Below are 12,613 nucleotides of genomic sequence, written 5' to 3'. Positions count from 1 at the left end.
CCGTGCTCGGGCAGCCCCCCGTACTCGGTCACGGAGCCTCCCGGCCGTCGAACTGGCTGCGCGCCGAGTCGCTCACCCGGATCAGCAGCGCCACGATCGCCCAGTTGGTGACCACCGAGGAGCCGCCCTGGGCGAGGAACGGCATCGCCATCCCGGTCAGCGGGATCAGCCCGGTGACCCCGCCCGCGATCACGAACACCTGGAGCGCCACGATCGAGGCCAGCCCCACCGCGAGGAGCCGGCCGAAGGGCTCGCGCAGCGCCAGCCCCGCCCGGTAGCCGCGCTCCACCAGCAGGGCGTACAGCAGCACGATCGCCGCGAGACCCGCGAGGCCCAGCTCCTCCCCGGCGGTCGCCAGGATGAAGTCCGACTTGGTGGCGAACCCGATCAGGATGGAGTGCCCGAGCCCGAGCCCGGTGCCGAGGACCCCGCCGGCGGCGAACGCGAACAGGGACTGGGCGAGCTGGTTGGGCCCCTGCCCGGCCTGGATCGTGGCGAACGGGTGCAGCCAGTCCTCGATCCGCCCGTTGACGTGCGGCTCCAGCCGGCCCACGGCGACGGCGCCGACCACGGCCAGCAGCAGCCCGACCGCGATCCAGCCGGTCCGACCGGTGGCCACGTACAGCAGGACCACGAACAGCCCGAAGAACAGCAGCGAGGTCCCCAGGTCCCGCTCCAGCACCAGCACCCCCACGCTCACCACCCAGATCGTCACGATCGGCCCCAGCACCCGCCCGGTCGGGAACTGCATCCGCCACAGCCGGCGGCCGGAGAACGCGAGCGCGCTGCGGTTGGCCGCGAGGTAGGCGGCGAAGAACACCGCGAGCAGCACCTTGGCGAACTCGCCCGGCTGGATGGAGAACCCGGCGAGCCGGATCCAGATCCGGGCGCCGTTGACCGCCGGGAACAGGATGGGCAGCGCCAGCAGGACCAGGGCGGCCACCACGCACACGTACGCGTACCGCTGGAGCACCCGGTGGTCGCGCAGCACCAGGACGACAGCGATGAACAGCCCGATCCCGAACGTGGACCACACCAGCTGGGTGGGGGCCGCCCGGTCGCCGGGCGTCTCCAGGTCCAGCCGGTAGATCAGCACCAGCCCCAGCCCGTTGAGCAGCACCCCGATGGGCAGCGGCAGCGGATCGGCGTACGGCGCCCGGACACGCACCGCGATGTGCGCGAACAGGGCGAGCACCCCGAGGCCGGCACCGTAACCGACGGCACCGGGCGGCACGGACCCGGTGCGCGCCAGCCCCACCGCGCAGTAGCCGTACACGGACAGCAGGACGGCCAGCACGATCAGGGCGAGCTCGACACCCCGGCGCCGGGGGAGCCGGGGGGCGCGCACGGGAGCGGGGACCGACTCCACGGTGGTTCCGGCCTTCGTCATGTCCGGAACCTACCGAAACGCGGCGACTCGTGGGCGCTCTTGGACGGCCGCGTCAGCACCAGCGTGGCGTGGGACCGGCGTTCCGGAGGCGCACGCCCGGGAACGGGACGCCGCGCGCGCCCCCACCGGTCACCCCGCGCCCCGTCCCCGCCGGTCACCCCGCGCTCCGCCTCCCGGGCGTCACTCCCCGCCCGGCAGGGTCAGCGTGGCGATCGCACCGCCGTCCGCCGCGTTGGCGAAGGACAGCCGGGCGCCCAGCACCTCCGCCTGCCCCGACGCGATGGTCAGCCCGAGCCCGTGGCCCTTGGCCCCGCCCTCCGTGCGGAACCGCTGCGGGCCGTGCGCCACCAGGTACTCCGGGAACCCGCCGCCGTGGTCCCGCACCGTCACCACCGGCCCGTCCACCGTGAGCACCACCGGCGGACGCCCGTGCCGGTGCGCGTTGGCCACCAGGTTCCCCAGCACCCGCTCCAGCCGCCGCCGGTCGGTCTCCACCCGTGCGTCCCGCACCAACCGGACCTCCGTCGGCGTGCCCGACGCCCGCACCACCCGCCCGGCCAGGGCGCCCAGCTCCTCGGTGTCGGCCTCCAGCCGCTCCCGCCCGGTGTCCAGCCGGGAGATCTCCAGCAGGTCCTCGGTGAGCGTGCGCAGCGCCGCCACCCGGTCCCGCACCAGCTCCGTCGGCCGGCCCGGCGGCAGCAGCTCCGCCGCCGCGTGCAACCCGGTGAGCGGGGTGCGCAGCTCGTGCGCGACGTCCGCGGTGAACCGCTGCTCGGACAGCAGCTTGCCCTGCAACGAGGAGGCCATCGAGTCCAGCGCCGCCGCCACCGCCGCCACCTCGTCCTGCGGCCGGGTCGGATCCTTCGTCCGCGGGTCCTCCACCCGGGCGTCCAGGTCACCCGCGCTGATCCGCCGGGCCACCCGCGCGGTGCCGTGCAACCGCCTGGTCACCCGGGTCACCGCGAACGCGCCGACCAGCACCGTCGCCCCGATCGCGAGCCCCGACGACCACAGGATCGACTGGTCCAGGCCGGCGATGGTGCGGTGCTGCTGCGAGTAGTCGACCTCCACGCCGAGCGCCCGCCGCCCCGCCACCGGCCCCGCCGCCCACATCGTCGGGCGCCCCCGGTACGTGGCGACCATCGTGCCGCGCTTCCCGGACACCGCCAGCCTCCGCAGCGGCGCGGGCAGCCCCGCCGGTTCCACCGCGGCGCCCGGCAGCAGGGTGTCCCCGGCCTCGTACGCCCGGGTCGCGTCGGTCAGCCGGGACAGCGCCAGGTCACGGGCCTGCCCGACGGTCTGGTCGGTCACCGAGACGTGGACCAGCACACCGAGCAGCGCGGCCAGCGCACAGCACATCACCGTGATGAACGCGGCGGCCTTGGCGGCGAGCGTCCCGGCCCACTGGGGCAGCGCGAGCCTCATCGCCCGCTCGCGGACGGGGCCGCCGGTGCCGACGGCGAGACGGACGCGGACGGCGACACGGAGGAGGACGCCGACGCGGACGGCGTCCTGCCGTGCCGCCCGTCCCCGACGTGCAGGTACTCGTCGCGGGAGAACACCATCGCGCGCTGGCCCGGGTCCCACACCCAGGTGGTGCGGTACTCGTAGCCCGAGATGTCCGCCGGCGAACGCTCGATCAGCGCCCGGCCGGCCAGCTCCACCCCGGTGATCGCGTCGTTGTCGGACAGCACCTGCACCAGCCCGTGCTTCTCGACGGTGTAGACCCGCACCCCGGTCTGGTTCGTCGGATACAGCCGGAACCCGAGCGTCAGGTCCGGCCGGCCGTCCCCGGTGAGGTCCCGGTAGTACGGCGTCAGCAACGGGCAGCGGGCCCGGTCACCGCCCGGCCGGCACTCCCTCATCCGGCCCACGGTGGCGTGGTAGGCGCCCTTGGGCCCGTAGTCGCCCGGGTGTGCCTTCAGCTCCGCCTCGACGACGTCCACCGGATCCACCTTCCGGATGTCGTTCCCGGGCACGGCCACGCCCTTCACCGCCTCCCTGGTCGCCACGTCGTACGGGTAGGCGGGGCTGGACGCCGGCCGCAGCCCGGGCCAGAGCTTCACGGGACTGTTGGCGGCCGGGGTCGAGCCGGCGCCGCGCAACCCGCCGGTGTCCCCGCAGGCCGCCGCCGTCGCCGACAGCAGGACGACGGCGGTCACGGCGAGGGCGGTGCGCGCGGGGCGTCGGGCTGGCACGGTGCTCCTGGGCGTCGGGTCCGATCCCCGCCACCTTAATTCGTGGGTGCGCGGGGACACCCGCCCAGCCTGCGCCGACCACCCGCCACGCGCACACCAGGACCGCCGGGGGCGGCCCGCGTCGGCGGGGCGGCACGGCGGGAGAGCGGTGTCGGGGACGGGGCTTCCCGAGGGGGGCCGGCACGACCGGGGAGGCGGCGTCGGGGACGGGGCTTCCCCAGGGGGCCGGTACGACCGGGGAGGCGGCGTCGGAAACGGGGACTGGCGGTACGACCGGGCGAGCGGCCCCGCGCGACCTGCCGGGCCGGTACCGCCATGGACCCCCGGCAGCGGGCGGCGAGCGCTACTCGGTCAGCTCCGCCAGTTCCTCCAGCAGCCGCACGGTCGCCAGCCCCGCCCGCAGGTAGGCGACGAACAGCTCGTTGTGCAGCGCCCACGCCGAGCGCCGGGCCCGGATCAGCCGGATCGCCTCGTCGGCCCGCTCACCCCGCCGCACCAGGGCGTGCCCGACGACCAGCCCCGACCGGTTGTACCCGTGGCAGCAGCGCACGAGCACCCGGCGGCCGGCGTCCAGCGCCTCGTCCACCGCACGCGCCAGCCGGATCACCCCGGCGAGCTGCGTGCCGTCCAGCGGCCCGTCCGGTATCGGCCACACGTGGTGCTCCACGCCCGGATCGGGCCCGTACCCCGGCAGCCGCAGCAGCGTCTGCACCACGTCGAACTCGTCGCCCACCACGGCGGACTCCAGGCGTCCGGAACGGCTCCGGAACTCGTGGCCGCCCATCCACAGGCCGGGCACGATCTCGTTCCACGGGCTCTCCGGAGCCGGTACGTCGGGCTGCTCTCCGCGGGTCCGCACCGGCGCCTCCCCAACTCCCCCGCGCGGGGGGCCGTCCTCCACGGTAACCGCTCTTGCCCCCGGAGCACCCCGCCTGTTCCCATGGTCGAGGGGTGATGGCACATGAGCGGACTGCGCGTGGTGCCGGCCGGCCGGCACGGCAGGGAACGGCTGTACGTCTGTCGCGCGGACGGAACGAGCGTGGCCTGGTACGACCGCGAGACCAGCCGGGTCAACCTGTTGGACGAGGACAGGGGGGACGCCGTACTGGACGCCCTGCGCCCCTTCCTCACCGGCCCGGTCACCGTGGGGCCGCCCCCGGTGCCGACCCCGGCGGAACTCGCCCGGCTGACCCTGCACCCGGACGACGACCTGGCCCCCAACCGCCCCGGCGAGGCCCTGCTCGTCGCCCTCGACCGCGATCCCGGCCCCGCGCACCGGCTGCGCCCCGACCCCCGACGGCACGCCCTGGCCGCCGAGCAGCTCACCGGCGAGACGCTGGACGGCCTGGAGGGCGCCGGCTGGCACACCCTGCACTCGGTCCCGCTGCCCGGCGGGGACCGCATCCACCACTTGGTGATCGGCCCCGGCGGCCTGTTCGCCGTCCACGCCCTGTACGCCCGCCGGACCCGCGTCCTGGTCGCCGACCCCATGATCGGCCTGGGCCGCCGCACGGCCGAACCGCTGCTGCGCCGCCTGCGCGCCGAGGCCGACCGCGCCTCGTACGCCCTGACCGCGGAGGTCCGCCCGGTACTGGTGCTCACCGCCCCGGCCGAGGTGACCGTGACGGCCGAGCCACGTCGGGTGCGGATCCTGCGGGACACCGAGCTGGCGGACCTGGCCCGGGCGGGCGGCGTGCTGAAGCCGGCGGACGTGGAGGCCCTGCACGGAATGGCACGGGACCGCGGCACCTGGGCGAGGGTCTGACACGGGCGTGGGCGCAGACGCGGGTCAGGGCAGGGAGGCGGCCGTGGCCGGGTCGGTCAGCGGCGCCATGAGGTCACCGAGGTCCTGAAGCCGCGCGGCGATGTCCCCGGCCCGGAACTCCAGCTGCGCCGGGCTGCGGCAGTCGGCGACCTCCTCCCAGGTCACCGGCGCGGACACCAGCGGGGCCCGGCGGGCCCGCACGGTGTAGGGGGTGGCCGTGGTCTTGCGGGCCGCGTTCTGGCTCCAGTCCACGAACACCTTCCCCGGCCGCAGGCTCTTGTTCATCCGGTGCACCACCAGCCGGGGCATCGCCCGCTCCGCCTCCACCGCCAGCGCCTTCGCGTACTCCGAGGTCCGCTCGGAGGAAGCCCCGCGCACCGCCGCCAGCAGGTGCAGTCCCTTCGACCCGGCCGTCTTCGGGTACGCCTCGATGCCGTCGGCGGCGAGCCGCTCACGCAGCCACAGGGCGACCTCGCAGCAGTGCACGACGTGCGCGGGGGCGCCCGGGTCGAGGTCGAACACCAGCCGGTCGGCCTCGTCGGGCGTCCGCACCAGCCACTGGTGGGTGTGGAACTCGGTGACCAGGTTCGCCGCCCAGACCAGACTGGGCAGGTCCTGCACCACCACCATCCGGGCCGGGCTGTCCGCCGACGAGCGCGGCACCTTCGCCGTCGTGACCCACTCGGGCGTACCCGGCGGCACGTTCTTGGCGAAGAACAGCTGCCCGCCCGGGCCGTCCGGATAGCGCAGGAAGGAGACCGCCCGGTCACGCAGGTGCGGCAGCAGGGCCCCGGCGGTGGTCGCGTAGTAGTGCAGCAGCTCCGCTTTGGTGAAGCCGGTCTCCGGATACAGCACCTTCTCCAGGTTGCTGAGCACCACCCGGCGCCCCTCCACCTCTGTGATAGGCGTCATAGGATGACAATCCCAGACGAATCGGAAAAAGCCGGAAAGGCAGGGTGCGGCACGTGCGATCGATCTGGAACGGCGCCATCTCCTTCGGCCTCGTCACCATCCCGGTCAAACTGGTGAACGCCACGGAGAACCACGCCATCTCCTTCCGCCAGATCCACACCGAGGACAGCGGTCGCATCCGCTACCGCAAGGTCTGCGAACTGGAGGACCGCGAGGTCAGTCAGGCCGAGATCGGCAAGGCGTACGAGGACGCCGACGGCTCGATCATCCCGATCACCGACGAGGACCTCTCCCACCTGCCCATGCCGACCGCCCGCACCATCGAGATCGTGGCCTTCGTACCGGCCGACCGGATCGACCCCCTCCAGATGGGTTCGGCGTACTACCTCGCCTCCGGAGGCGCGCCCGCCGCCAAGCCGTACACCCTCCTGCGCGAGGCCCTGAAGCGCAGCGACAAGGTCGCCGTCGCCAAGTACGCGCTGCGCGGCCGCGAACGCCTGGGCATGCTGCGGGTCGTGGGGGAGGCCATCGCCATGCACGGCCTGCTGTGGCCCGACGAGGTACGCGCTCCCGAGGGCATCGCCCCCGACACCGACGTCACCATCCGCGACAAGGAACTCGACCTGGCGGACGCCCTCATGGACACCCTCGGCGAGGTCGACCTGGAGGACCTGCACGACGAGTACCGGGAGGCGCTGGAGGAGGTCATCGCCGCCAAGGCCGCCGGCGAGTCCCCGCCCGAGACCCCGACCCCCGACACCGGCGGCAAGGTGCTGGACCTGATGGCGGCGCTGGAGAACAGCGTGCGAGCGGCCCGCGAGTCCCGCGGAACCCCCACCGGCGAGGCGGAGGTCAGCCCCCTGCACGGCCGCACGGCCCCCGAACAGCCCACGACCGCGAAGACGCCGAAGACCCCCCGCAAGTCGACGCCCAAGCCGCCGGAGACCACGCCGAAGAAGCGAACACCCCCCACGAAGACCACGCCGAAGAAGCCGACCCCGACGGAGAAGAACACCCAGAAGAAGACAACACAGACGACGAAGAAGGCACCCCAGAAGAAGCCAGCAGCCCGGAAGCGATCGGCCTGAGGGAACGCGGCGGAGGCCGCGACGCGGGGTCGACACCTCGACCCGAAGATCGACGCGGCCCACGCCCCCTCGAAGCCGACCCCGGGTCGAAGCCGAGGGCTCGCCTGCCCGGTGGCACAGAGGTGGTAGGGGGGACGTGCAGTTCCCTTGTGGGGACGTACGGACTGACAGCGGACCACGCTGGAACTGGCCCCCCACTATCACCGAGTCCCCAGGGGCCGCCTGTGGTGGTGGCCAGAGTTCCGATGCCTACGATGGGCTTTTGCGCCGTCAGTTGTACGCAGTCGACCGGACATGCACGCTCACGCTGACCACTGACTCCCCGACCGAAACCTCAGACTCCTGGGACCGCCTCATTTGTGGCCTTTGGCCCTCAGTGGCCCCAGTGCGCATACGCCTGAGCAGTCACACACACGGCTCCGGAGGGCGCTTGAGTCTCGGAGAAAAGCGCTGGTAGATGCCCTGGGTACGCTCGGTTGGCTAAGGCCCGTCCACAGATAGTCCACGACATCCGTGACCATCGCTCCGCGGAGAGAGGCTGGCGGCTCTGCTGCTGACGCCCGGGTCAAGTAGCTCAGCTGGTGCTGTGGCAATTACGGATTCGCCGGGTGGGCCCGTCGTGACCCAGCCGTGAGAGAAGCACAGATCCGGGCTGTCAGTAGGTCGCGGTAAGGTCAGCCAGGGAGTTTCGTTCTGAGTAGGGCAGGAAGCAGACGCGGAGGTCGGACGGTGACGGCAGGAGACTCGCGTCCGGTGCCCAAGCCCGGACCGCCCCGTCCGGCACAGCAGTGGTTCCAGGACCGGCCTTCTCCGTACCCCTGGGAGCAGGACGCTCTCGACCATGTACGTCGCCTGATGCCGCCCGCCGAGCCTTATCGCGCTTGGGCCACGTTCTCCTTCACCGCGCAATCGGGCCGTATCAACGAGTGCGACCTGCTGATCGCGGTGCCCGCGGGCTTGTACCTGGTCGAGATCAAGAGCCACCCGGGGCGGCTGGAAAACAACGGATCCACCTGGAACTTCCGTGGCTCCGACCGCACCAGGACGATCAACAACCCGCTCCACTTCAACGATGCCAAGTCGAAGGACCTCAAAAGCAGACTCCTATGGGCGGCGCGCAAGTTGGGCATCCCCGAGCGTTCCGTGCCGCGCGTGGAACCGGCGATCTTCCTCTCGGCTCCGGACCTCGAAAGCCATCTCGACGACGTCCAGAAGGTCAAGGTCTACGGTCGTGACGACCGCCCCACCGGCCTGAAGCGCATCTGGCAGGACTTCCTGGGCCTGCCGCCGGACCGACCCGACCGCCGCGTCACGCCGGACTTCTCCCGGGAAACTCTGCCGCGCCTGCTGAAGGCCATCGGTGTTCAGCAGTCCACGGCCCATCTCAGGTTCGGCGACGCCTGGAAGCTGCAGCCGCACCCCCTGGACCGCGGGCAGTCCTGGGAGGACCGCCTGGCCACGCGCGACGACGGCCTCGTCCAGGACGAGGGCCGCGTCCGCATCTACCTGGTCGGCCATATGGCTACCGAGGCCGCGAAGAAGTCGACCGACCGCGCGGCCCGCCGCGAGTACCAGGTCCTGCAGGGCATCACGCACCGCGGCATCGTCGAGGCCGTCGAGATCCGCGAGCATCAGGGCGGACCCGCGATCCTCTTCCGTCACCGGCACACGGACCTGCGCCTCGACCAGTACCTGGCCACCTACGGAGGCAAGCTCACCCCCGAAATCCGCCTCGACCTCGTACGACAGCTCGCCGAAGCCGTCCGCTACGCGCACAACCGTGCCCTCTACCACCGAGCCCTGGCGGCCAGTTCCGTCTACGTCTCCTTCCGGTCCGACGGGACGCGCCCCGAGTTGCGCATCACCGACTGGCAGACCGCGGCCCGCGACTTCGACAGCAACGCCACCTTTTTCCGCTCCATCGGCGGGTCGGCACTCGACGCCGCTCTGATCGAAGACGCGGCCCGCCTCTATCTCGCCCCCGAGACCGACCAGCCGTACGCCGATCCGGCAGACCTGGACATGTTCGGGCTCGGCGCTGTCGCGTACCTGATCCTCACCGGTCAGCCTCCCGCCACACAGCGCAGCGCGCTGAGCGAGCGCCTGCGCACCGATTCGGGGCTGCATCTGTACGCCGTCGCCGACGGTTTCTCGGACGCCCTCGACGACCTGGTCTTCAAGGCCACCCGCTCCGACGTGACCGAACGCCTCGGCTCTGCCGAGGAGTTCCTCGATCTGCTGGACAAGGCGGAGCGCGCCAGCGTGCTGCCCGAGGCACCCACAGCCGTAGGGGTCGATCCGCTGGAGGCGCTGCCCGGTCAGTCGCTCGACGCGGAATGGTCCGTACGCCGTGTCCTCGGCACCGGCGCCACGGCCCGCGCCCTTCTCGTGGAGCGCGCGGTCGAGGACGAGGACGGCCACACACAGATCGACGAACGGGTCTTCAAGGTCGCCCTGGACGAGCAGAAGGCCGAACGGCTGCGTGCCGAGGCGGGCGTCCTCAAAGAGGTGGGCGGCGGCGCGGTCGTACAGCTGCGGGGTGAGGGGCTGCGCGAGATCGGTGGGCGGACCGTCCTGCAGCTCGAGTACGCCGGTGAGCAGTCCCTGGGCGCCCGGCTGCGAGGCAAGGGCAAGCTGACCTACCACGAGCTGGAGCGCTTCGGCGACGATCTGTTCAGGGCGCTCGACCAGCTGGCCGCCAACGGTGTCCTGCACCGCGACCTGAAGCCCGACAACTTCGGCATCCACCACAGCAAGGACCGGATCTGGCGTCTGAAGCTGTTCGACTTCTCCCTCGCCGACGCCTCCGAGCGTGACATCAAGGCGGGCACGCGCGGCTACCTCGACCCCTTCCTCGGCTCCCTGCGGCGGCCGTACTACGACGACCACGCCGAGCGGTACGCGGCAGCCGTCACCCTGCACGAGATGGCCGGCGGTGAGCGCCCCATGTGGGGCGACGGACAGCTGGACCCGCTCACCAACGAGTCCGCCGAACTGTACGTCGCCTCCGAGCTGTTCGAGCCGGCCCTCAGGGACGGCCTGACGTCCTTCTTCCGGCGGGCGCTGCACCGCGACACCGAGCACCGCTTCGACACGCTGCGGCAGATGCACGACGAGTGGCGCGAGGTGTTCCGGGCGGCCGACGCGACCAAACCGGCCACCACCCCGGCCACGGTCGGTGCCCAGGCCGAGGACGCGGAGGAGGCCCGTGACGCCGCCGCCGAGGCCGCGGACGCCGAGACCCTGCTGGACGCCGCAGGCCTGTCGCCCCGGGCCGTGTCCGTCGCGCACGGGCTGGGCGCCACCAAGGTGGGAGAGCTGCTCAACGTCCAGCCGTACGCGATCTCGAAGGCGCGGGGCGCCGGTGCGCTCGTACGCAAGGAACTCAACCGGCGCCGCAAGCAGTGGGCGATCGCCTTGCGGCAGCCCACCGGGGCCGATGTCCGTCCCGCGGTACCGGCCGCGCGCATGGACGGTGACCCCGAGCCGGACGGATCGCTGCTCCTGTCGATAGACGACATGGCCGCCAGGCTCACCCCCGAACCCGGTCGCAAGGGTTCCCACCGTGCGCCGGTGGTCCGGCTCACGCTCGGTCTGCCGCCCGAGGAAGGCGGACTTTCGCCGTTGGGTCCGTGGCCGGTCCAGGCCCGCATCGCCGACCATCTCAAGATCAAGCAGCCGCCGGTCTCGCGTCACCACCGCATCGAGATCAAGCAGTGGGCCGAGGCGGACTGGCTGCGGCGGGTGCGCGAAGAGCTGGTCGAGATCGTTTCGGCGGCCGGGCGGGTCATGACCGCGCAGGAGGCGGCCGCCGAGCTGCGCGTCCGGCACGGCGCGGGCGACGACGCTCCCGAGCGTACGCTCGCGAGGGCGCTGGCCGTGGTGCGGGCCGCCACCGAGGCCGAGCTGTGGGACGGCGAGGGCGTGGAACAGCACGAGCCGCGCCTGGCCGTGCACCGACGAGGCGACACCGTACTGATCGCCGCGGAATCGTTGCCCGGGACCGACGACCCGAGCCCCCGTGAACTGGCTGACTATGCAGCCGAGTTGGGGTCGGTGGCGGAGCGACTGGCGCGTCAGGAGCCACTGCCGGGACGAGCCGCGGTGGTCCGGGACCTGCGCGCGGTACCTGCCCCGGAGGGCTTCGCCCCGCTCGCGGACACCCGGCTGGTCGACCTCGCAGCCGCCGTCGCCGTGGGGACCGAGGTCACTCCGCGCCTGGAGCTGTACCCCCGTGACCTCAGCCTGGACCGCGCCCTGCGCATCTCGCAGGCAGGGGCGGGAGTACGACGGGACCGAGGCATCACCGTCGCCGAGCTGCTGGCGCGACTGCGCGCGCGCTTCCCCGTGCTCGATGCGCTCTCCGGTGAGCGCGAGCCGACGTACGTCGAGCTGGAGGACCCGCTCAGGGAGGCGCGCTTCGAGCTCCGGTACGACACCAAGCTGGAGCGGTTCTTCCCGCCGGCCCTGGAGACGGTCGGCCAGTGGACGTCCACCGGGACGGGCACCAGCTACGTGTCACCCGGCCACGGCATCCCGGCGGTCGCGGAGGTGGACGGGGATCCGCATGCCGCCACCCGTGCCAGGCTCGCATCCCGCGTGCAGCGCGGTGGGTTCCTCGCGCTGACCGTGAAGGGCAGCCGGCTGCCGGGTGCCGCCGAGGCGGTGGCCGCGGCGTTCCCCGTCGAACGCGTCGACCTGGGGCGGGAGTTCCTCGCCGAGTTCCGGGCGCTGGCGGCGGAGAAGGGGCAGGACTGGGAGAAGGTCCTGCGCGCCGACGCGGGCTCCGCGCCGGGGCAGATCAAGCGGGGTCTGGCTTCGTTCGTACGTGCGGTCTGGGTACGTCTGGAGGCGGCCCTGCTGGAGCGGGCCGCGGCACCTCGCACGGTCCTTTTCCTGCATGATGCGGGGCTGCTCGCCCGGTATTGGGACGAAGGCGGCCACGACCTCCTGATCCGGCTGCAGACCGCGGCCCGCCGACCGGCCGAAGACCCGCACGGGCTGTGGCTGCTGTGCCCCGTGGACACGCGGACGCAGGTCCCGCACCTGGACGGGCGGACGGTCGAGGTGATCGGCGGCGACGGGGAACGGGCTTACCTCGACGGCGACTTCCTGACGGCAGTGACTGCGGCGGCCTGAGCGCTCTGCTGGAAGTACCGCGATGTGCCGTCGGTCGTCTGCGGCGCCGTCGTTGCCGGTCGCGCGGTTCCCCGGAGCCCTTCAGGGCGTTCGGGGCGCCCTCCGCCGCCTTCAAGGCCGC

At 72.7% G+C, this 12,613-nt stretch carries 8 protein-coding genes; 3 read left to right on the top strand and 5 right to left on the bottom strand.

All coding sequences use genetic code 11. From position 1 onward, the window contains the following. Nucleotides 1-28: 28 nt before the first annotated feature. The 4 genes from ACIQVT_RS09625 to ACIQVT_RS09610 all read right to left on the bottom strand — a co-directional run bounded on the left by ACIQVT_RS09625 (nt 29) and on the right by ACIQVT_RS09610 (nt 4,447). On the bottom strand, nt 29-1,390 hold the full coding sequence (locus ACIQVT_RS09625; RefSeq protein ID WP_403750069.1) for an FtsW/RodA/SpoVE family cell cycle protein: 1,362 nt from the start codon (nt 1,388-1,390) through the stop codon (nt 29-31). Nucleotides 1,391-1,570: 180 nt separating this feature from the next. Next, the gene (locus ACIQVT_RS09620; protein ID WP_403750067.1) at nt 1,571-2,815 is read right to left on the bottom strand and encodes an ATP-binding protein; all 1,245 of its coding nucleotides are present in this window, start codon (nt 2,813-2,815) and stop codon (nt 1,571-1,573) included. Then, a complete protein-coding gene (locus ACIQVT_RS09615; RefSeq protein ID WP_403750065.1) occupies nt 2,812-3,588 on the bottom strand; it encodes a hypothetical protein in 777 nt (258 codons plus the stop codon). Before ACIQVT_RS09615 ends, ACIQVT_RS09620 begins: the two co-directional genes overlap by 4 nt. 343 nt (nt 3,589-3,931) lie before the next feature. Continuing rightward, on the bottom strand, nt 3,932-4,447 hold the full coding sequence (locus ACIQVT_RS09610) for a protein phosphatase (protein WP_403750062.1): 516 nt from the start codon (nt 4,445-4,447) through the stop codon (nt 3,932-3,934). A gap of 102 nt (nt 4,448-4,549) precedes the next feature. Here ACIQVT_RS09610 and ACIQVT_RS09605 point away from each other — a divergent pair, with 102 nt between their 5' ends. Then, nucleotides 4,550-5,353 (top strand): nuclease-related domain-containing protein, encoded by an 804-nt coding sequence (locus tag ACIQVT_RS09605; protein ID WP_403750060.1) that lies wholly within the window; start codon nt 4,550-4,552, stop codon nt 5,351-5,353. Nucleotides 5,354-5,377: 24 nt separating this feature from the next. Here ACIQVT_RS09605 and ligD read toward each other — a convergent pair whose 3' ends face one another. Then, on the bottom strand, nt 5,378-6,265 hold the full coding sequence (ligD, locus tag ACIQVT_RS09600) for a non-homologous end-joining DNA ligase (protein ID WP_403750058.1): 888 nt from the start codon (nt 6,263-6,265) through the stop codon (nt 5,378-5,380). 53 nt (nt 6,266-6,318) lie between these two features. On the opposite strand from ligD, the gene ACIQVT_RS09595 reads away from it, so the two are divergent. Together ACIQVT_RS09595 and pglW are read left to right on the top strand one after the other, a co-directional pair. Beyond that, nucleotides 6,319-7,353 carry a Ku protein gene (locus tag ACIQVT_RS09595; protein ID WP_403750056.1) on the top strand — a complete coding sequence of 345 codons (1,035 nt, stop codon included), beginning with the start codon at nt 6,319-6,321 and terminating at the stop codon, nt 7,351-7,353. A 753-nt stretch (nt 7,354-8,106) separates the two neighbouring features. Continuing rightward, nucleotides 8,107-12,492 (top strand): BREX system serine/threonine kinase PglW, encoded by a 4,386-nt coding sequence (gene pglW / locus ACIQVT_RS09590; RefSeq protein WP_403750053.1) that lies wholly within the window; start codon nt 8,107-8,109, stop codon nt 12,490-12,492. Nucleotides 12,493-12,613 lie beyond the last annotated feature (121 nt).

The sequence above is a fragment of the Streptomyces sp. NPDC100445 genome (genome assembly GCF_044759735.1).
In the GTDB taxonomy this organism is placed as follows: Bacteria; Actinomycetota; Actinomycetes; order Streptomycetales; family Streptomycetaceae; genus Streptomyces.
This window is presented reverse-complemented; position numbering and strand designations above follow the sequence as displayed.

What these genes read in the sequence shown, in the direction of transcription:
- ACIQVT_RS09625 (WP_403750069.1), bottom strand. Translation starts at nt 1,390, where the DNA reads ATGACGAAGGCCGGAACCACCGTGGAGTCGGTCCCCGCTCCCGTGCGC.
- ACIQVT_RS09620 (WP_403750067.1), bottom strand. Translation starts at nt 2,815, where the DNA reads ATGAGGCTCGCGCTGCCCCAGTGGGCCGGGACGCTCGCCGCCAAGGCC.
- ACIQVT_RS09605 (WP_403750060.1), top strand. Translation starts at nt 4,550, where the DNA reads ATGAGCGGACTGCGCGTGGTGCCGGCCGGCCGGCACGGCAGGGAACGG.
- ligD (WP_403750058.1), bottom strand. Translation starts at nt 6,265, where the DNA reads ATGACGCCTATCACAGAGGTGGAGGGGCGCCGGGTGGTGCTCAGCAAC.